General features: G+C 70.7%; 20 protein-coding genes. 14 read left to right on the top strand and 6 right to left on the bottom strand.

Annotated features, from left to right (window positions below; genetic code table 11):
• Positions 1 to 24 precede the first annotated feature (24 nt).
• Positions 25 to 510 carry a 30S ribosomal protein S9 gene (gene rpsI / locus ACIPV1_RS14995; protein ID WP_111083442.1) on the top strand — a complete coding sequence of 162 codons (486 nt, stop codon included), beginning with the start codon at positions 25 to 27 and terminating at the stop codon, positions 508 to 510.
• 22 nt (positions 511 to 532) lie between these two features.
• On the top strand, positions 533 to 1,906 hold the full coding sequence (gene glmM, locus ACIPV1_RS14990; protein ID WP_402726731.1) for a phosphoglucosamine mutase: 1,374 nt from the start codon (positions 533 to 535) through the stop codon (positions 1,904 to 1,906).
• A gap of 227 nt (positions 1,907 to 2,133) precedes the next feature.
• On the opposite strand, the gene coaA is transcribed toward glmM, so the two are convergent.
• Together coaA and ACIPV1_RS14980 are read right to left on the bottom strand one after the other, a co-directional pair.
• A complete protein-coding gene (coaA, locus tag ACIPV1_RS14985; RefSeq protein WP_131921069.1) occupies positions 2,134 to 3,078 on the bottom strand; it encodes a type I pantothenate kinase in 945 nt (314 codons plus the stop codon).
• 27 nt (positions 3,079 to 3,105) lie between these two features.
• Positions 3,106 to 3,591 (bottom strand): glutathione peroxidase, encoded by a 486-nt coding sequence (locus ACIPV1_RS14980; protein ID WP_111083439.1) that lies wholly within the window; start codon positions 3,589 to 3,591, stop codon positions 3,106 to 3,108.
• 70 nt (positions 3,592 to 3,661) lie between these two features.
• Here ACIPV1_RS14980 and glmS point away from each other — a divergent pair, with 70 nt between their 5' ends.
• From glmS to ACIPV1_RS14930, 10 genes are all read left to right on the top strand, one after another.
• Positions 3,662 to 5,509 (top strand): glutamine--fructose-6-phosphate transaminase (isomerizing), encoded by a 1,848-nt coding sequence (gene glmS / locus ACIPV1_RS14975; protein ID WP_123936953.1) that lies wholly within the window; start codon positions 3,662 to 3,664, stop codon positions 5,507 to 5,509.
• 7 nt (positions 5,510 to 5,516) lie between these two features.
• Complete coding sequence (locus ACIPV1_RS14970) at positions 5,517 to 5,891, top strand: holo-ACP synthase (RefSeq protein ID WP_123293157.1); 375 nt, start codon at positions 5,517 to 5,519, stop codon at positions 5,889 to 5,891.
• Positions 5,888 to 6,991: an alanine racemase gene (alr, locus tag ACIPV1_RS14965; protein WP_402726730.1), complete on the top strand. Its 1,104-nt coding sequence runs from the start codon at positions 5,888 to 5,890 to the stop codon at positions 6,989 to 6,991. Before ACIPV1_RS14970 ends, alr (ACIPV1_RS14965) begins: the two co-directional genes overlap by 4 nt.
• The gene (gene alr, locus ACIPV1_RS14960) at positions 6,988 to 8,154 is read left to right on the top strand and encodes an alanine racemase (protein WP_402726729.1); all 1,167 of its coding nucleotides are present in this window, start codon (positions 6,988 to 6,990) and stop codon (positions 8,152 to 8,154) included. The genes alr (ACIPV1_RS14965) and alr (ACIPV1_RS14960) overlap by 4 nt, the downstream gene beginning before the upstream one ends.
• Positions 8,151 to 8,660 carry a tRNA (adenosine(37)-N6)-threonylcarbamoyltransferase complex ATPase subunit type 1 TsaE gene (gene tsaE / locus ACIPV1_RS14955; protein ID WP_402726728.1) on the top strand — a complete coding sequence of 170 codons (510 nt, stop codon included), beginning with the start codon at positions 8,151 to 8,153 and terminating at the stop codon, positions 8,658 to 8,660. Before alr (ACIPV1_RS14960) ends, tsaE begins: the two co-directional genes overlap by 4 nt.
• A 68-nt stretch (positions 8,661 to 8,728) precedes the next feature.
• Positions 8,729 to 9,115, top strand: a complete 387-nt coding sequence (locus tag ACIPV1_RS14950; RefSeq protein WP_260215247.1) for a GNAT family N-acetyltransferase — start codon at positions 8,729 to 8,731, stop codon at positions 9,113 to 9,115.
• Positions 9,116 to 9,135: 20 nt separating this feature from the next.
• Positions 9,136 to 9,771: a tRNA (adenosine(37)-N6)-threonylcarbamoyltransferase complex dimerization subunit type 1 TsaB gene (gene tsaB, locus ACIPV1_RS14945; protein WP_402726727.1), complete on the top strand. Its 636-nt coding sequence runs from the start codon at positions 9,136 to 9,138 to the stop codon at positions 9,769 to 9,771.
• Between the two features lie 2 nt (positions 9,772 to 9,773).
• A complete protein-coding gene (gene rimI / locus ACIPV1_RS14940) occupies positions 9,774 to 10,325 on the top strand; it encodes a ribosomal protein S18-alanine N-acetyltransferase (protein WP_402726726.1) in 552 nt (183 codons plus the stop codon).
• A complete protein-coding gene (tsaD, locus tag ACIPV1_RS14935; protein WP_111083431.1) occupies positions 10,312 to 11,367 on the top strand; it encodes a tRNA (adenosine(37)-N6)-threonylcarbamoyltransferase complex transferase subunit TsaD in 1,056 nt (351 codons plus the stop codon). Before rimI ends, tsaD begins: the two co-directional genes overlap by 14 nt.
• Before the next feature lie 89 nt (positions 11,368 to 11,456).
• Positions 11,457 to 12,266, top strand: a complete 810-nt coding sequence (locus tag ACIPV1_RS14930; RefSeq protein WP_402726725.1) for a DUF4190 domain-containing protein — start codon at positions 11,457 to 11,459, stop codon at positions 12,264 to 12,266.
• Here ACIPV1_RS14930 and ACIPV1_RS14925 read toward each other — a convergent pair.
• Positions 12,259 to 13,449, bottom strand: a complete 1,191-nt coding sequence (locus ACIPV1_RS14925; RefSeq protein WP_402726724.1) for an SAM-dependent methyltransferase — start codon at positions 13,447 to 13,449, stop codon at positions 12,259 to 12,261. The two genes, ACIPV1_RS14930 and ACIPV1_RS14925, sit on opposite strands and share 8 nt — an antisense overlap.
• A 160-nt stretch (positions 13,450 to 13,609) precedes the next feature.
• On the opposite strand from ACIPV1_RS14925, the gene groES reads away from it, so the two are divergent.
• Together groES and rarD are read left to right on the top strand one after the other, a co-directional pair.
• The gene (gene groES, locus ACIPV1_RS14920; RefSeq protein WP_110893972.1) at positions 13,610 to 13,906 is read left to right on the top strand and encodes a co-chaperone GroES; all 297 of its coding nucleotides are present in this window, start codon (positions 13,610 to 13,612) and stop codon (positions 13,904 to 13,906) included.
• A 154-nt stretch (positions 13,907 to 14,060) separates the two neighbouring features.
• Positions 14,061 to 15,023: an EamA family transporter RarD gene (gene rarD / locus ACIPV1_RS14915; protein ID WP_200849129.1), complete on the top strand. Its 963-nt coding sequence runs from the start codon at positions 14,061 to 14,063 to the stop codon at positions 15,021 to 15,023.
• 106 nt (positions 15,024 to 15,129) lie between these two features.
• Here the strand turns inward: rarD and ACIPV1_RS14910 are convergent, their stop codons facing one another.
• The 3 genes from ACIPV1_RS14910 to guaB all read right to left on the bottom strand — a co-directional run bounded on the left by ACIPV1_RS14910 (position 15,130) and on the right by guaB (position 18,613).
• Entirely contained in the window at positions 15,130 to 16,461 is a 1,332-nt protein-coding gene (locus ACIPV1_RS14910) for an ABC transporter substrate-binding protein (protein ID WP_123936943.1), read from the bottom strand.
• Between the two features lie 191 nt (positions 16,462 to 16,652).
• Entirely contained in the window at positions 16,653 to 17,036 is a 384-nt protein-coding gene (locus ACIPV1_RS14905) for a VOC family protein (RefSeq protein WP_123293171.1), read from the bottom strand.
• Positions 17,037 to 17,110: 74 nt separating this feature from the next.
• Entirely contained in the window at positions 17,111 to 18,613 is a 1,503-nt protein-coding gene (gene guaB / locus ACIPV1_RS14900) for an IMP dehydrogenase (protein ID WP_134194331.1), read from the bottom strand.
• Positions 18,614 to 18,766: the final 153 nt, after the last annotated feature.

Genomic DNA, 18,766 nt, shown 5'->3' with positions numbered 1-18,766 from the left:
CGACTTCAAGGACACAGAAAACTCATGGCTCAGATCGCTGATTCCCTCGACCAGACCCCGGAGAGCTTCACCACGGAGAGCGCACCCGCCGCTGCCGAGGCTGCTCCCCGTCAGATCCTCAACGTCTCCGGCGGTGCCGTCGGGCGCCGCAAGGAGGCCATCGCGCGCGTTCGCCTCGTTCCGGGCTCCGGCACGTTCGTCGTGAACGGTCGCTCGCTCGAGGACTACTTCCCGAACAAGCTGCACCAGCAGCTCATCAACGACCCGTTCAAGGTCCTCGAGCTCCTCGGCTCGTACGACGTCGTCGCCCGCATCACCGGTGGCGGCCCCTCGGGTCAGGCCGGCGCACTCCGCCTCGCCATCGCCCGCACGCTGAACGAGATCGACCGCGAGAACAACCGCGCGACCCTCAAGAAGGCCGGCTTCCTCACCCGTGACGCCCGCGTCATCGAGCGCAAGAAGGCCGGTCTCAAGAAGGCCCGCAAGGCTTCGCAGTTCTCGAAGCGCTAGTCGTCACCGGCTGAAGATCGCAATGCCGCGTCTGTTCGGTACCGACGGGGTTCGTGGTCTCGCCAACGGCGAGCTGACGGCCGCGCTCGCACTGGGTCTTGCCCAGGCGAGCGCGGCCGTTCTCACACACGGACACCATGCCGACGCCCGCCGGGCGTCCGGTCGACCGCGCCCGCGCGCGGTCCTCGCGCGTGACCCGCGCGTCTCCGGCGAGTTCCTCGGTGCCGCCGTCGCGGCCGGGCTCGCTTCCGCCGGCGTCGACGTGCTCGACGCCGGGGTCATCCCCACCCCCGCTGCGGCGTTCCTCGTCGCGGACATCGACGCCGACTTCGGCGTGATGATCTCCGCGTCGCACAACCCCGCCCCGGACAACGGGATCAAGTTCTTCGCCACGGGTGGTCGCAAGCTGCCGGACGAGGTCGAGGACCGCATCGAAGCGGCCATGCACGACCACTCCGCGCCGACCCCCACCGGCATCGACGTCGGCCGGATCACCCGGTTCGCCGACGCCGAGGACCGCTACGTCGTCCACCTGCTCGGCACGCTGCCGCACCGGCTCGACGGCATCCACGTCGTGCTCGACTGCGCCAACGGTGCTGCCGCCGGCATCTCGCCCGAGGTGTTCGTGAACGCCGGGGCCCGCGTGACGCTCATCGGCGCCGAGCCCGACGGCTGGAACATCAACGACGGCGTCGGCTCGACCCACATCGACAACCTGTCCCGCGCCGTCCTGGCTGCCGGCGCGGACATCGGCATCGCGCACGACGGCGACGCCGACCGCTGCCTGGCGGTGGACGCCGCGGGCAACGCCATCGACGGTGACCAGATCATGGCGATCCTGGCGCTGTCGTTGCAGGAGCGCGGCCGGCTGAAGGACGACACCCTCGTCGCGACGGTCATGTCCAACCTCGGGCTGAAGCGTGCCATGGCGGATGCGGGCATCACCGTGATCGAGGCCGGCGTCGGTGACCGCTACGTGCTCGAGAAGATGAACGAGGGGGACTACTCCATCGGTGGCGAGCAGTCCGGCCACATCATCTTCAACGAGTACGCCACCACGGGTGACGGCATCCTGACCGGGCTGCACCTGGTCGCCGAGATGGCGCGCACCGGGAAGTCGCTGCAGGAGCTCGCCTCGTGCATGACGGTGTTCCCGCAGGTGCTGCTCAACGTGCGCGGGGTCGACCGGCACGGTCTCGCCGACCAGGGTGTGCAGGACGCGGTCGCCGCGGCTTCAGTAGCGCTCGGTGACACCGGTCGCGTCCTGCTCCGTCCGTCGGGCACCGAGCCGGTCGTGCGCGTGATGGTCGAGGCCGCCTCGCAGGACGATGCCCAGCGCATCGCCGAGGAGCTCGCCGCCGTCGTGCAGGAGCGCCTGGCGCTCGACGCCGCGTAGGGCGGGCGCGACTTCGCGCTGCGCGCGCGCCGCGTTCGCGCCCCGCTGCGGTCGTTGCGCCCCGACTCTTCGGGGCGCGATGCCCGTACCGGGGCGCAATCGGGCGAGCACGCGACCGCGTTGCGCCCCGCTTGCGTCGCGCGCCCCGCTGCGGTCGTTGCGCCCCGACTCTTGGGGGCGCGACGCCCATACCGGGGTGCAAGCCCGCGCACCCGCGCGCGCCCGCGCTAGATCTTGCGGAGCAGGACCGAGTTCACCTTGTGGTCGGCGGCCTTCTTCAGCACCAGGGTCGCGCGGGACCGGGTCGGCAGGACGTTCTCGAGCAGGTTCGGCTCGTTGATCGCCCGCCAGACCTCGGTCGCCGTCCGGACCGCGTCGTCGCGCGACAGTGAGGCGAACCGGTGGAAGAAGGAGTCCGGGCTCGAGAACGCCTCTTCCTGCAGGGCCAGGAACCGGTCGACGTACCAGGCCTCGATGTCCTTGGTCTTGGCGTCGACGTAGATCGTGAAGTCGAACAGGTCGGACAGCGCGAGCCGCCCGTGCACCGGCGGGGCGAGCACGTTCAGGCCCTCGACGATGAGGATGTCCGGCTGGCGGACGACGATCTCGGCGTCCGGCACGATGTCGTAGACCAGGTGCGAGTAGTACGGCGCCCGGACCTCGGTCGCGCCGCTCTTCACCTGGCTGACGAACCGCAGCAGGGAGCGACGGTCGTAGGACTCCGGGAAGCCCTTCCGGTCCATGATCCCGCGACGCTCGAGCTCGGTGTTCGGGTACAGGAAGCCGTCGGTGGTCACCAGCTCGACGCGTGGGGTGTCCGGCCAGCGCTTCGTCAGCTCGCGGAGCAGTCGGGCGACGGTCGACTTGCCGACGGCGACGGAGCCCGCGACGCCGATGACGAACGGCGTGCGTCCGGCGCGGTCACCGAGGAACGCCGATGTCGACGCGTGCAGGTTGCGGGCGCCGGCCGCGTAGAGCGTCAGCAGCCGTGACAGCGGGAGGTAGACCTCCTGCACCTCCTGCATGTCCAGCCGGTCGCCGAGCCCGCGCAGCTGCACGATCTCGGTCTCGGTGAGCGACAGGTGCTCCTTGGGTGCGAGCTGCGACCACTCGTGCCGCGGGATCTCCACGAACGGGGTCGGGTGCGCGACGGCGGTCTCCGGGATCGGCATGGGGACGAGCGTACAGACGGGTGACCGTCAGGCGGGCAGGGCGGCCTCGATGGCCGCGATCACCTCGGGGGCGTCCGGCTTCGTGGTCGGACGGAAGCGCGAGACGGTGCCGTCGGGGGCGACGAGGAACTTCTCGAAGTTCCAGCTGACCCGTCCGGCCTTGCCGTCGGCGTCCGGGGTCTCCTTGAGCGCCTGGTAGAGCGGGTGCGCGCTCTTGCCGTTCACCTTGACCTTCTCGGACATCGGGAAGGTGACGCCCCACGTGGTGGAGCAGTACTCGTCGATGGCCTCGGACGAGCCGAGCTCCTGCAGGAACTGGTTGCTCGGGAACCCGAGGACCGTGAAGCCGCGCGGGCCGTACTGCTTCTGGAGGGCCTCGAGCTGCTCGTACTGCGGAGCGAGGCCGCACCGCGACGCGACGTTCACGACCAGCACCGCCTTGTCCGCGAACGAGCCGAACGTGGTGTCCTCGCCGTGCAGCGTGGTGATGGCGATGTCGTCGAAGCGTCCCATGGCCGAAACGTTATCCCCAGCCCTGCCGCTTCGCAGGGTCCGCGCTCAGGCAGACCGTAGGATCGCTTCCATGTGTGGAATCGTCGGCTACGTCGGCAGCAACAGCAGCCAGGACGTCCTCCTCGGTGGCCTCCGTCGCCTCGAGTACCGCGGCTACGACTCGGCGGGCATCGCCGTGGTCGATCCTGCGGGGGACCTCGTCTCCGCCAAGAAGGCGGGCAAGCTCCAGGCCCTCGTCGACGAGCTCGAGTCGTCGCCGATCCCGGACGGCACCACGGGCATCGGGCACACCCGCTGGGCGACCCACGGCGGCCCGACGGACGGCAACGCCCACCCGCACCTGGCCGACGGCGACAAGCTCGCCCTCATCCACAACGGCATCATCGAGAACTTCTCCGAGCTGCGCGCCGAGCTGCAGGCCGAGGGCATCGAGTTCCGCAGCGAGACCGACTCCGAGGTCGCCGCGCACCTGGTCGGTCGGGCGTTCCGCGAGACCGGTGACCTGACCGCCGCCATGCAGCAGGCCGTGCAGCGACTGGACGGGGCGTTCACGCTCCTCGTCGTGCACGCCGACCAGCCCGGCGTCGTCGTCGGCGCCCGTCGCAACTCCCCGCTCGTGGTGGGCCTGGGCGACGGCGAGAACTTCATGGGCTCGGACGTCGCCGCGTTCGTCGCCTACACGCAGCGTGCCCTCGCCATCGGGCAGGACGAGATCGCCACGATCCGCCCCGACCGCGTCGACGTCATCCACTTCGACGGCACCCCGGCCACCCCGAGCGAGTTCGAGGTGAACTGGGACGCCTCCGCAGCCGACAAGGGCGGCTGGTCCTCGTTCATGGCGAAGGAGATCAGCGAGGAGCCCGAGGCCGTCGCCAAGACGATCCTCGGCCGCGTGCACGACGGCGCCGTCACCCTGACCGACCTCGACCCGATCGCCGAGCGTCTGGCCACGGTCGACCGCGTCATCGTGATCGCCTGCGGCACCGCTGCGTACGCCGGCATCCTCGGCAAGTACGCCATCGAGCAGTGGGCCCGCATCCCGGTCGAGGTCGAGCTCGCCCACGAGTTCCGCTACCGCGACCCGGTGCTGAACGACCGCACCCTCGTCGTCTCGATCAGCCAGTCCGGCGAGACCATGGACACGCTCATGGCCGTCAAGTACGCCCGTGAGCAGGGCGCGCAGGTGCTGTCGATCTGCAACACCCAGGGCGCGACGATCCCGCGCGAGTCCGACGCCGTGATCTACACGCACGCCGGTCCCGAGGTCGCCGTCGCGTCGACGAAGGCCTTCATCGCCCAGGGCGTCGCGCTGTACCTGCTGGGGCTGCACCTGGCCACCCTCCGCGGCACCATGACGGCGGAGCAGATCGCCGAGCAGGTCGCCGAGCTCGAGGGCCTGGCCCCGAAGCTGCAGCAGACCATCGAGGACGCCGCTGGCATCAAGGACCTGGCGCGCTGGATGGCGGACACCCGCAGCGTGCTGTTCCTCGGTCGCCACGTCGGCTACCCGATCGCGCTCGAGGGTGCGCTCAAGCTCAAGGAGCTCGCGTACATCCACGCCGAGGGCTTCGCCGCAGGTGAGCTCAAGCACGGCCCGATCGCGCTCATCGAGCCCGGGCAGATCGTCTTCGTCATCGTGCCGTCGCCGCGTGACCCGCGGTCGCTGCACCCGAAGGTCGTGTCGAACATCCAGGAGATCCGCGCCCGTGGTGCTCGAGTGATCGCCATCGCGGAAGAGGGCGACGCCGCCGTGCTGCCCTTCGCCGACGAGGTGCTGCGCATCCCGCTCGCGACCCCGCTGTTCGAGCCGCTGCTCGCCGTGGCACCGCTGCACATGTTCGGTATGGAGCTCGCCGCGGCCAAGGGCCTCGACGTCGACCAGCCGCGCAACCTCGCGAAGTCGGTCACCGTCGAGTAGTCGCACGATGATCATCGGCATCGGGGTCGACGTGGTGGACCTGGAGCGGTTCGAACGGGTGCTGTCGCGCACGCCGGCGATGCGTGCGCGGTTGTTCACCCCGGCCGAGCAGGTCCGCGACGGCGAACAACGGCCGATCGCGTCGCTCGCTGCGCGGTTCGCGGCCAAGGAGGCCCTGATCAAGGCGTTCGGCTCCAGTGCGGGGCTCAGCTGGCAGGACCTCGAGGTCGTGTCGGACGACCAACGCAACCCGTCGCTGACGCTGCACCAACAGGCGCGACAGGTGGCGGATGCGCGTGGCGTGACGAGCGTGCACCTGTCGCTCTCGCATGATGGAGGGATCGCGACCGCGTTCGTGGTCCTGGAAGGAACAACGAAGTGAGTGCGTTCACCGGCATCACGGTCGATCGTGAAGCGCTGATCGAGAACTACGCGACGATCGCCGAGCAGGTCGCACCGGCCGGTGTCATCGCGGTCGTCAAGGCCAACGCCTACGGCCACGGCGCGCTCGACGCCGCACGGGCCTTCGTGGACGCCGGTGCCGAGTGGCTCGGCGTCGCGGACATCGACGAAGCCGTCGCGCTCCGGCAGGGCGGCATCGACGAGGACGTCCGGATCCTCGCGTGGTTGCACGCCCCCGACGAGGACTTCCGCCGGGCAGCGCAGTACGACATCACCCCGGCGGTGTCGAGCGTCGAGCAGTTGTCCGCCGCTGCCGACTCCGAGGTCGGCGCCGTGCACATCTGCGTCGACACCGGCCTGAGCCGCAACGGTGCGGTCGAGTCCGAGTGGACCGAACTCTTCGCGACCGCCGGGGCCCTCGCCCGTGGTGGCAACCGCACCCGTGTCGAGGGGCTGATGTCGCACCTGTCGAACGCGTCGCGCACGGACGACCTCGACCAGGACGCCGCACTGCAGCGCGCACTCGACGGCCTCGCCGCCAACGGGATCGTGCCCGACCTGGTGCACCTCGCCGCGAGTGCCGCGAGCATCGCCGTGCCGGAGACGCGCCGCGACTTGTCCCGCGTCGGGCTTGCCCTGTACGGCCTGAGCCCGTTCACCGACCGCACGTCGGCCGACCTCGGCCTCCGCCCCGCTATGCGTGTGACCGCTGCCGTGCTCCGCACCGTCGACGTCCGCGCCGGCGAGGGTGTGTCCTACGGATACACCTGGCGGGCGTCGACCGACACCCGCCTCGCTGTCATCGGCCTCGGGTACGCCGACGGCTTCGACCGCGACTTCGGCAACCGGGTCTCGGTCCGCATCGGCGACCGCACGTTCCCGGTGGTCGGCCGGGTCGCGATGAACGCCATGCACGTGGACATCGGCGACGCCGACGTCAGCATCGGCGACGAAGCCGTGCTCTGGGGCGACCCGGCGAACGGCGACCCCGCGGTCGAGGACTGGGCCGCCGCGATCGGCACCATCAACTACGAGGTGGTCGCCCGGGTCGGCCACAGCGTGCACCGGAGGACGACGTGAGCTCCGCACCCCTGCGCCAGGCACGGATCGACCTGGACGCCTACCGCGCGAACCTCGACCTGGTCCGCGAGTGGATGGACCCCGTCGCGGTCATGGCGATCATGAAGGCCGACGCCTACGGCCACGGCCTCGAGCCGATCGCGCTCGCCGCGGTGGACGCCGGCATCCGCTGGATCGGGGTGCTCACGGTCCCCGCGGCCCTGCGTCTGCGGTCGATCGGTGTCGGTGAGGACGTCCACGTCTTCACCTGGCAGCACGATCCCGCCCTGGACTTCCGCGACGCCATCGACTCCGCCGTCGACCTCGGTGTCTCGAACGTGCCGGAGCTGCAGCGCGTCATCGACGCCGTCGACCAGCGACCCGCGCGCGTGCACCTCGGCTTCGACTCCGGGCTGCACCGCGACGGAGCGACCCCGGCGGCCTGGCCAGCGCTCGCGTCGCTCGCGCTGGACGCCCAGCGCGCCGGCCGCATCGAGGTCGTCGCGGCGTACACGCACCTGGCGGAGTCCTCGGACCAGGACGACGCCGACGCCGTGGCGCTCTTCGACGCCGCCGTGGAGCAGGCCGACGACCTCGGGCTCGACCTCCCGATGGAGCACGTCGCCGCCTCGCTCGCCGGGTTGGAGCGCAAGGAGTTCCGCAAGGACATGGTCCGGATGGGCGCCAACCTGTTCGGCATCCCCGGCGCGGACGGTGTGTCGGCGGCCGACCTCGGGCTCGAACCCGTGATGACCCTGACGGCGTCGGTCGCGAAGACCAAGCGGGTGCCCGTCGACACCGGCGTCTCGTACGACTACACGTACCGCACCGCCTCGGAGACCACCCTCGCGCTCGTGCCCGTCGGGTACGCGGACGGCGTCCCCCGCCTGGCGCAGGGCCGCATCGAGGTCGCGATCGGCGGCAAGCGCTACCCGATCGCCGGCCGTGTGGCCATGGACCAGTTCCTGGTCGACGTCGGCGACGACGACGTCCGCACCGGCGACACCGTGACCCTGTTCGGCACCGGCGAGCACGACGAGATGACCGTCCTCGACTGGGGCCGTGCGCTCGGCACCATCGGCGAGGAGATCGTCTGCCGCATCGGGCCCCGCGTGCCACGGTTCTACGAGGGCCACGACATCGAGGGACGCGTCGGGGAGTACCTGCGGGGCGACCAGTCGTGACCGGCAACGCTCGGGTCCTGCTGGACACGGCCGTCGACGGCACCGATGCGATGGGCGAGCTCGGCGCGCGGCTGGCCGCGGTCCTGCGTGCCGGCGATCTGGTCGTGTTGACCGGGCCGCTCGGCGCCGGCAAGACGACGCTGACCCGTGGCCTCGGTGCCGCCCTCGGCGCGCGTGGTCAGGTGTCGAGCCCGACCTTCGTCCTCGCCCGGACACACCCCACCACCGCCGGACCGGACCTGGTGCACGTCGACGCCTACCGGCTGTCCGACCCCGTCGAGCTCGACGACCTCGACCTCGACTGGGATGCGTCGATCGTCGTGGTCGAGTGGGGCCGCGGCATGGTCGACGGGATCAGCGACAGCGTGCTCGACGTCGAGATCACCCGTGCCACCGGCGCCGTGGACGCAGCCGCCGACGACACGGACCCGGACGACGTCCCCGACGAGCCCCGTCGCGTCGTCGTCACCGCCACAGGCCCGCGCTGGGAAGGCGTGGCCTTCTGACTCTCCAGCCCGTCGACGCGGACGACGTCGAGGCGCTCCGTGCGTTCCTCGTCGGGGCGGACCTGACCTTGGCCGGGCTCGACGAGCCGACGGTGCGGCTCTGGATCGACCGCGACGACGACGGCAGGGTGGTCGGCAGTACCGGCTTCGAGGCGAGTGCCGACGGCGTGCACGTGCTGATCCGGAGCGTGGCCGTCGCTCCGCAGCACCGCGGATCCGGGGCCGGCACCCGTCTCGCGCGGTTCGCGATCGAACGGGCGACCGAGGTCGGTGCGGAGCGCGCGTGGCTGTTCTCGCGTCGCTCCGGTCCGTTCTGGCAGTCGCTCGGCTTCACATCCGCCGACCGGCAGGCCCTGGCCACCGCACTGCCGGACACCCACCAGGTCCGCCTGTTCCGTCGGACCGGGCAGTTGGAGCACGAGGTCGCGTGGTCCCGCGGGCTGCCGGTGCGCTGACCCCCGCCTACGATGGACGGGTGCTCCTCGCCATCGACACCTCCGCCGGAACCTCCGTGGCCGTCGTCGACCCGGCCACCGGCACGCCCCTCGCGACCCGCGACACCGAGGACAGCCGCCGGCACGCCGAGGTGATCGGCCCGTTCCTGGCCGAGGCGCTCGCCGAGGCCGGCATCACCGGCGCGGACGTCACCCGCGTGGTCGCCGGCATGGGCCCCGGCCCGTTCACCGGTCTGCGCGTCGGCATCGCCGCCGCACGCACCTTCGCCGCCGCGGTCGGCGTCCCCGTCCTGCCGCTCGTCAGCCACGACGCGGTCGCGGCCGACGAGCGCGACGGCCGACGGGACGGACCGTTCGTCGTCCTGACGGACGCCCGCCGGCGCGAGGTCTACTGGAGTGCGTACGACCAGACCGGCACGCGCGTTGCGGGTCCGGGTCTCGCCAAGCCCGCCGATCTCGACGAGGCGATCCGTGCCTCCCGGCCCGAAGCGGTGGGCTGGGACCGCGTGACGGCCCTGTCCATCCCTGCCTGGAGGCTCGGATCACTCGCCGCGGACCGCCTGCGGTCCGGCGCGGGGTTCGACCAGGACACCCCCCTCTACCTGCGGGAACCCGACGTCACGGTGCCGGGTGCGCCGAAGCGGGTGAAGCAGTGACGGTGCCGGACGGGCTCCGCCTGCGGCGGGCGCACCCGCAGGACCTCGACGACATCATGTGGCTCGAGCACGTCTCGTTCCCGACGGACGCCTGGTCGGCGTCGCAGATGTCGGGCGAGCTGTACTCGCCGCACGGGTACTACGTCGTGATCGAGACCGTCGACGACTCGGCCGCGCCGTCGGTCGTCGGGTACGCCGGACTGTCCTCGCTGGCAGGCAACCCGGTCGCCGACGTGCAGACCATCGCGGTCGCAGCCGAGCAGCGCGGCAAGGGACTCGGGCGGGTGCTCTTCACGGACCTCCTCGACGAGGCCCGTCACCGCGGTGTGCGCGAGGTGTTCCTCGAGGTCCGCGCCGACAACCCCGTCGCGCAGTCGATGTACACGGCGTTCGGGTTCGAGCACATCGCGACCCGGCCCCGCTACTACCAGCCGGACGGCGTCGACGCGTGGGTGATGCGGGCGGAGCTGCCGGTCGCGGCAGACGCGGCGCCGACGCCGACGGCGTCGACGGTCGGCCCGATCGGACAGGAGGCGCTCGATGAGCGTGGCTGAACCACTGGTGCTCGGCATCGAGACGAGCTGTGACGAGACCGGCGTGGGCATCGTGCGGGGGAGCACCCTGCTCGCGAACGTCATCGCGTCGAGCATGGACGAGCACGCTCGGTACGGCGGCGTCGTGCCCGAGGTCGCCGCACGCGCGCACCTCGAGGCGATGACCCCGACGCTGCACGAGGCCCTCGAGCGGGCCGGGGTCACCCTCGACGAACTCGACGCCGTCGCGGTCACCGCCGGGCCGGGTCTGGCGGGCGCGCTCATGGTCGGGGTGGGTGCCGCGAAGGCGCTCGCCGTCGCCACCGGCAAGCCCCTGTACGGCGTGAACCACCTGGTCGGGCACGTCGGTGCCGACGTCCTGCGCACGGACGGCAGTGACATCGAGCTGCCGACGATCGCCCTGCTGGTGTCCGGCGGGCACACCTCGCTGCTGCTCGTGAAGGACCTGGTCGGCGACGTCGAACTGCTCGGCGAGACCATCGACGACGCCGCGGGTGAAGCGTTCGACAAGGTCGCACGGCTGCTCGGCCTGCCGTACCCCGGCGGGCCGCAGATCGACCGGGCCGCGGCCGACGGCGACCCGAAGGCCATCCGGTTCCCCCGCGGCCTGACGCTGCCGAAGGACCTGGCCGCGCACCGGTACGACTTCTCGTTCTCCGGGCTGAAGACCGCCGTCGCGCGCTGGGTCGAGCGCTGCCGCGACGAAGGGCGCGAAGTCCCGGTGGCCGACGTCGCCGCGAGCTTCCGAGAAGCCGTCGTCGACGTCCTGCTGACCAAGGCCCTGAACGCGTGCCGCGACACCGGCGTGGACCGACTCCTGCTCGGTGGCGGTGTGGTCGCGAACGCTCGGCTACGGCAGGTCGCCGAGGAGCGGTGCGCCGCCGCGGGGGTGCAGCTGCGGATCCCGCCGTTCGACCTGTGCACGGACAACGGCGCCATGATCGCGGCAGTCGGCGCACGCCTGGTCGCCGAGGGGCACGCGCCGAGCGACCTCGGGATCGCGGCCGACTCGACGTTGCCGGTGACGACCGTCCAGGTCTGAACCGTCCGGGCCCCGACCGGTCGGCCCTCGGGTGCCTGTGGGAGGATTCACGTGGCGTCGGAGAGACCGGGCGCCGAGAGGGGTGGACGGTGTCCGATCAGAACGAGTGGCCGAAGCCGGGCGAGACGACGCCGGGCGGCACGACCGGCGGGCAGCCCGAGGGGACGCCCGCTCCGGATGCACCGCAGGCCCCCGACGCACCCCAGGCCCCGTCGGCTCCCGAGCAGCCGCAGCAGTCCAACCCGTACGGGCAGCAGCAGCCGTCGAACCCGTACGCGGCACCGCAGCAGCCGAACCCGTACGGTCAGCCGCAGCAGTCCAACCCGTACGGCCAGCCGCAGCCGGCGAACCCGTACGCGGCTCCGCAGCAGCCGCAGCAGCAGAACCCGTACTCGGCACCGCAGGCGCCGCAGGACCCGTACGGCGCCGCCCAGAACCCGTACGGCCAGCAGAACCCGTACGGCCAGCAGAACCCGTACGCGCAGCAGCAGGGCGGTCAGAACCCCTACGCGCAGCCGCAGCAGCAGCAGCCGCATCAGCAGCCGTACGCGCCCGCGGGTGCCTACGGTGCGACGGGCTACCAGCCCTACGCGCAGCGCCCGAAGACGAACACCCTGGCGATCCTGTCGATCGTGTTCGGTCTCGCCGCCGTCCCGATGTGGTTCATCGCGATCCTGCTCGGCCCCGCCGGCGCGATCCTCGGCCACGTCGCGCTCGGCAAGATCAAGCAGAACGGTGAGGCCGGCCGAGCGCTCGCCCTGACCGGCATCATCGCCGGCTGGGTGATGACCGGCATCTGGCTGATCTGGATCGCCTTCATCATCTTCCTCGGCGTGATCGGCCAGAGCTCGTACTCCGACTACGGCTACGACTCGGGAACCGGCGCGTTCCTCAGCTGAGCCGCTCGCACAGGATCGCGGTGTGCCGGCCCTCCAGCCGGGTGAGCACGAGGGTCACACGACCGGTCCCGCGTAGCCGCAGGCGCTTGCGGAACTGCGCCGGGTCGACGTCGACGCCGCGCTTCTTGATCTCGACGGTGCCGATGCCGTCGGCGGCGAGCCGCGCTGCCAGCCGCTTGACGTCGAGCGGCATGGTGTCGAGCACCCGGAAGCCCTGGGCGAAGGGCGTCGACACGGCACGGTCCGAGGTGACGTACGCGATCCCGTCGGAGAGCATGTGGCCGTCCAGGGTGCGGGCGAGGTCGCCGATGAGCCGTGCGCGGATGACGGCGCCGTCCGGCTCGTACAGGTAGGCCCCGAGCGGCCCCACCTCGGCGTCCTCCGAGTCTGCCGGGCCGGTCATCTCGGCGATGCCGTGTGCACCGATGACGGTCGCCGCTCGGCGGATGCCCGGTCGGGCGAGGGGCCCGAACCACAGCGCGAGCTCGACGACCTCGCGGTCGACGGACGTCCACTGCGCCTCGGCCGTGTCCGGGATCAGGTCGCGGTCGATGCCCGGCCCGAGCTTCACGCCGGTCGGCGTCGTCGTCGCGGTGGCGAACACGGTGTCCAACGAGGGTGACCAGTCGTCCGGGTCGGCCAGGCGACGGGTGTCCGAGTGGCCGGAGGTCCGACGTGCGGGGTCCATCCAGATGCCGTCGACGCGGGAGACGTCGAACGAGGCCGCGTCGCCGAGTTCGACCCGGGCGTTCGGCCACACCGCGAGGTTGTGCGTGGCGACCGCCGCGGTGACCTCGTCACGGTCGACCGCCGTGACGTCGAGGTCGAGGGCCGCCATCGCCATCGCGTCGCCGCCGATCCCGCACCCGAGGTCGGCGACCCGGGTCAGCCCGGCAGCGGCGAAGCGCCCGGCGTGCTGCGCGGCGACCTGCAGGCGGGTGGCCTGCTCGAGTCCGGCCTCGGTGAAGAGCATGCGTCCGGCGAAGTCGCCGAACTTGCCACGGGCCTTCTGCCGGAGCTTGGCCTGGGTCAGGACCGCCGCGACGAGCTGCGGGTCGTGCCCCTCGGCTCGGAGCCGCGACACCACCCGGACGATCTCGCCGCCGTCCGAGACGCCGGGGGTACGGTCGAGCAGGGCCATCCCGTCGGGGGTCAGCAGTGCGGCGAGTTCGGCGGCTTCCATGTCCCGATCCTCCCAGGTGCTGGATGTTCCCCTGATGTGCTGGCACTCGGATTGACCGAGTGCCAGTGTCCCCCTAGAGTTGGCGTTGGCACTCTCCTGTGCGTAGTGCCAACCCGGTTTTCATCTGTACCGAGTCCGTACCGAGAAAGAAGAGGTCACCGTGGCCGTCAGCATCAAGCCGCTCGAGGATCGCATCGTCATCCGCCAGGTCGAGGCGGAGCAGACCACTGCATCCGGTCTGGTCATCCCCGACACCGCGAAGGAGAAGCCCCAGGAGGGCGAGGTCGTCGCCGTGGGCCCCGGTCGCATCGACGACAACGGCAACCGCGTCCCGCTGGACGTCGCCGTGGGTGACAAGGTCATCTACTCCAAGTACGGCGGAACCGAGGTCAAGTACTCGGGCGAGGACCTGCTGGTCCTGTCGGCCCGCGACGTCCTCGCGGTCGTCGTCAACTGAGTCCAGTACTCCACGCGAACGCCCCGTTCGGCCTGTCGGCCGGCGGGGCGTTCGTGCGTCTGCGGGCTTCCGGTAGATCCGTTGCGTGCACGTGCTCCGACCGGGAGGCCCGTGGCACGCCCGGCCCGTCGGTGGCCGTTCCTAGGATGGTTCCGTGAGTGAACCGAGTCCCGCGCGACCCGTCCGCAGCGAGGCATCCGTCGGCGTCGTGCAGGCGATCATCGCGTACGGGCTCTGGGGCCTCATGCCCCTGCTCTTCGCGGCGATGGCCCCGGCCGGCGCATTCGAGATCGTCGCCTGGCGGATCGTCTTCGGGCTGGTGTTCTGCGCGGTCGCGATCGCCGTCACCCGCTCGTGGCTCCGGACCCGTTCCCTCATGGCGCAGCGCCGGGTGATGGCGGTGATGGGGCTCGCCGCGGTCCTCATCCTGGTGAACTGGACCGTGTACGTCCTGGCGACGACGACGGGCCACACCGTCGAGGCCGCGCTCGGGTACTTCATCAACCCCCTCGTCACGATCGCGCTCGGCGTCGTCGTGCTCCGCGAACGCCTGCGGCCGGCGCAGTGGGCCGCGGTCGGAATCAGCGTCGTGGCGGTCGTCGTGATCGCCGTCGGCTACGGGCAGGTGCCGTGGATCTCGCTCGTGCTGGCGTGCTCGTTCGGCCTGTACGGCCTGGTGAAGAAGCGGGTCGGCGGCACGGTCGACGCGCTGAGTGGTCTGACGATCGAGACCGTGTGGCTGCTGCCGATCGCGGTCGTGGCGCTGGTCGTGCTCGGCGCGACGGGGCTCGGCGGCGGCGTGACGTTCACGAGCGAGGGCTGGGTGCACGTCCTCGTGACGGTGCTCACCGGTCCGGCGACGGCGGTACCGCTCCTGCTGTTCGCCTCGTCGGCGCGGCGGGTGAGCCTGTCGACCCTCGGGCTGACGCAGTACCTCGCGCCCGTGATGCAGTTGCTCGTCGGTGTCGTGGTGCAGCACGAGGCGATGCCGCCCGCGCGCTGGTTCGGCTTCGGCATCGTGTGGTTGGCGCTCGTGGTGCTGACGGCGGACTCGTTCGTCGCCGCGCGGGCGTCCCGTCGCCGAGCGCTCGCACCTGCTCCGGCCGAGCCTGCCTGACGGACGCACCCCGGGCCTCCCGTCCGCCCGTCCCACACGCGAAAGCGACAGTTCCCTGCGGATGATCCGCAGGGAACTGTCGCTTTCGTGAGGTGGAGCCGGTGCCCTACTTCTTGACCGCGCCCTGGATGGCGCTCTGGTAGACGGGCTTGTTGTCACCGTCGAACTTGTAGATGCCGATGTAGGCGCTCGACGGGTCGTTGTTGTCGTCGAACGGACCGATGCCGGACGGGCCGGTGTAGTGGATGTCCTTGCCGTCGTCGAGGAGCGCGACGCACTCCTTGAACGTGGCGCACTCGGTGCCGCCGTCCGCTCCGGAGACCGCGGCCATGTTGGCCTGGATCGTGCCCGAGTCGGTGCCCTTGCCCTTCACCGCAGCGAGCGCGGCGAGGACGGTGGCGTCGTAGGACTCCGCCGCGTACGAGTAGTCGGCGAGCGTCTTGTTCGACGAGTCCTTGTAGAAGGCGGACAGCTGCTTCTTGAAGTCGTCCTTCGGCGAGGCACCGGGGATGGTGCCCTGGGCGCCGGTCAGGGTGCCCTTGTCGAAGTCCTTCGAGTAGTCGGCCGTGTTGCCGTCGGACATGTAGATCTTCGCCGTGTTCCCCTGCGAGACGAGCTCCGGGATGATCGACTTCGTCTCGTCGAAGGCCAGGACGACGATCGCGTCCGGCTTGGCTGCGAGTGCGGCCGTCACCTCGGACGAGAACGTGGTCTGACCGGGCGGGAACTCCTGGCCCTCGCCCTTGCCGCCGTAGACGACCTGGCCACCGGAGGCCTCGACCGCGGACTGCACCGAGTTGCGGAGGCCCGTGCCGTAGGTGTCGTTGAAGACGAGGAACGCGACCTTGGCGTTGCCGTCACCGGTCACGAGCTGACCGAGTGCCGAACCCTGCACCGAGTCCGGCGGAGCGGTCCGGTAGTAGTACGACGAGTAGCCGGACAGGTCGCTCGCGGTGTTCGCGGGCGAGATCTCGACGATGCAGTTGCTGGTGAGCTGGTCGATGACGTTGAGCGTGACCGACGAGGACTCGGCACCGATCGCGACCGGGACCTTCGCGTTCACGAGCTTCGTCGCGGCCGAGCTCGACACGGTCATGTCGTTGCTGTCGCCCGAGTCCGTCGCCGGGTCGATGGTGACGTCCTTGTCGAGGACGCCGCCCGCGGCGTTGATGTCCTTCACCGCGAGGCCGACGCCGGACTCGGCCGGCGGGTTCAGGTACGCCAGCGAACCGGTGAGCGGCAGGATCGTGCCGATCTTCAGCGCATCGGTGCTGGGGGTGTCGGGGGCCTTGCAACTGGCGGCGGGGTCCTTCTTCGCATCGCTCGACGCCGAGCTGGAAGGGGAGTCGCCGCTGCTGGTGGTGGAACACGCGGCGAGCAGGACGGCTGCTGCGCCTGCCAACGCCAGTGCCGTGGTGGCACGGGTGGTTCTGATCATCCGTGGAGCCCTTTCTCTGCGCGGAGGCCGTGCCGCTTCGGGTCGAACGCGGCGCCTCCACTGGATGTCGAGAAACGTAGGGTCCCGGTGTTTCGCCCGTGTGACGGGGCGGTACGGAAAGTGTTTCGTTACCGAGCCGTGATCGTTTCTGTGCGGAGGATCAGGGATCGGCGAGCCGCGCAGCCCGCGCGTCAGCCGTCGAGTTCAGCCACGGAACGCAGCACGCAGAACTCGTTGCCCTCCGGATCGGCGAACACCACCCACCCACCGTCGTCGTGTCGGAGGTCCGCGAGTTCGGTCGCACCGATGCCCCGCAGCCGCTCCACCTCGGCATCGCGCGTGCGGTCGGTGGGACGCAGGTCGAAGTGGATCCGGTTCTTCACGGACTTCGCCTCGGGCACCTGGATGAACAGCACCTGGTGCGAGCCGTCGGGAGCGGTGATCATGCACTCCTCGTGCCCGGGGCCGTTCGGGTCGTCGGCGATGTCGACGTAGCCGAGGACCTGCTTCCACCACTCCGACAGAGCGAAGGCGTCACGGCAGTCGATCGTGGTGTGGGAGACGGCGCTGACCATGCCGTGACACTACTGCCGGCAGACGACGAACGCCCCGCTCCGGTGGGGAGCGGGGCGTTCGGGGTGCAGTCGGCTCAGCTGCGGTAGTTCGGTGCCTCGACGACCATCTGGACGTCGTGCGGGTGCGACTCCTTGAGCCCGGCAGCCGTGATGCGGACGAACTTGCCGCGGGCCTTGAGCTCCGGGACGGTCCGGCCTCCGACGTAGAACATCGACTGCCGGAGTCCACCGGTGAGCTGGTACACGACGTTGCCGACCGAGCCGCGGTAGGGCACCTGGCCCTCGATGCCCTCGGGGATCAGCTTGTCGTCGTTGGGGACGTCCGCCTGGAAGTAGCGGTCCTTCGAGTACGAGGTCTTCTTGCCGCGGGTCTGCAGTGCGCCCAGGGAGCCCATCCCGCGGTACGCCTTGAACTGCTTGCCGCCCACGAAGACCAGGTCGCCGGGGGACTCGTCCGTGCCGGCCAGCAGCGAACCGAGCATGACGGTGTCGGCACCGGCCACCAGGGCCTTGGCGATGTCGCCCGAGTACTGCAGGCCACCGTCGGCGATGATCGGCACGCCGGCCTCGCGCGCGGCGAGGGACGCCTCGTACACGGCGGTGACCTGCGGGACGCCGACGCCGGCGACGACTCGGGTGGTGCAGATCGAGCCGGGTCCGACGCCCACCTTGACGGCGTCGACACCGGCGTCGATGAGCGCCTGCGCACCGGCACGCGTCGCGACGTTGCCGCCGATGACGTCGATGTCCGCGAAGGACGGGTCGGCCTTGAGGCGGCGCACCATGTCGAGCACGCCTTCGCTCTCGCCGTTGGCGGTGTCGACCACGAGCACGTCGACGCCCGCGTCACGCAGGGCCTCGGCACGCTGCCAGGCGTCGCCGAAGAAGCCGATCGCGGCACCGACGCGCAGTCGGCCCTCGTCGTCCTTGGTGGCGTCCGGGTACTGCTCGCTCTTGTCGAAGTCCTTGACGGTGATGAGGCCGCGGAGCTTGCCCTCGGCGTCCACCAGCGGGAGCTTCTCGATCTTGTGCTGCGCGAAGATCGCGATGGCTTCTTCGGGGTCGATGCCCTCCATCGCGGTGATCAGCGGCGCCTTGGTCATGACGTCGCGCACGAAGGTGGTCGACTGCTCGAACGTCGCCACGAACCGCATGTCGCGGTTGGTGATGATGCCGACGAGGGTGCCGTCCGCTTCGACCACGGGCAGGCCGGAGACCCGGAACTGTCCGCAGATCGCGTCGACCTCGGCCACGGTGGCGTCCGGGGTGGTGGTCACCGGGTTGGTGATCATGCCCGACTCGGAGCGCTTGACCTTGTCGACGTAGGCCGCCTGGTCCTCGATGGAGAGGTTGCGGTGGAGGATCCCGATGCCACCCTGCCGCGCCATGGCGATGGCCATGCGGGCTTCGGTGACGGTGTCCATCGCTGCGGAGAGCAGCGGGACGTTGACGGAGATCCGCCTGGTGAGCCGGGACGCGGTGGACGCCTCGCTCGGGATGACGTCGGTGTGCCCCGGCAGGAGCATGACGTCGTCGTACGTGAGTCCGATGAATCCGAACGGATCCGGCTGGTCCATGGGTCCCCTTCGTGGGCGAGTGAAGTGGTCGAGACACCGAGAACGCAACGGCGGGTTCCGGATAGGACATGGTAACGCGCGTGGGCCGTCCCGCTATTCCGCGTTCCGCCTGGGAGAACGGATCGCGGCTCTCCTCCACACAGGTCACGGTTG

Origin of the sequence: Curtobacterium sp. NPDC089991 (assembly GCF_044748425.1) — a bacterium.
GTDB lineage: Bacteria > Actinomycetota > Actinomycetes > Actinomycetales > Microbacteriaceae > Curtobacterium.
The sequence above is the reverse complement of the archived record's forward strand: the minus strand, read 5'-3'. Positions and strand labels throughout refer to the sequence as shown.

Bases quoted from the DNA above. Each gene is read 5' to 3' on its own strand.
- tsaD (WP_111083431.1), top strand. From the start codon at position 10,312: ATGAGCGTGGCTGAACCACTGGTGCTCGGCATCGAGACGAGCTGTGAC.
- ACIPV1_RS14905 (WP_123293171.1), bottom strand. From the start codon at position 17,036: ATGGTCAGCGCCGTCTCCCACACCACGATCGACTGCCGTGACGCCTTC.
- ACIPV1_RS14970 (WP_123293157.1), top strand. From the start codon at position 5,517: ATGATCATCGGCATCGGGGTCGACGTGGTGGACCTGGAGCGGTTCGAA.
- ACIPV1_RS14910 (WP_123936943.1), bottom strand. From the start codon at position 16,461: ATGATCAGAACCACCCGTGCCACCACGGCACTGGCGTTGGCAGGCGCA.
- guaB (WP_134194331.1), bottom strand. From the start codon at position 18,613: ATGGACCAGCCGGATCCGTTCGGATTCATCGGACTCACGTACGACGAC.
- coaA (WP_131921069.1), bottom strand. From the start codon at position 3,078: ATGCCGATCCCGGAGACCGCCGTCGCGCACCCGACCCCGTTCGTGGAG.
- glmS (WP_123936953.1), top strand. From the start codon at position 3,662: ATGTGTGGAATCGTCGGCTACGTCGGCAGCAACAGCAGCCAGGACGTC.
- ACIPV1_RS14925 (WP_402726724.1), bottom strand. From the start codon at position 13,449: ATGGAAGCCGCCGAACTCGCCGCACTGCTGACCCCCGACGGGATGGCC.
- glmM (WP_402726731.1), top strand. From the start codon at position 533: ATGCCGCGTCTGTTCGGTACCGACGGGGTTCGTGGTCTCGCCAACGGC.
- rpsI (WP_111083442.1), top strand. From the start codon at position 25: ATGGCTCAGATCGCTGATTCCCTCGACCAGACCCCGGAGAGCTTCACC.
- ACIPV1_RS14980 (WP_111083439.1), bottom strand. From the start codon at position 3,591: ATGGGACGCTTCGACGACATCGCCATCACCACGCTGCACGGCGAGGAC.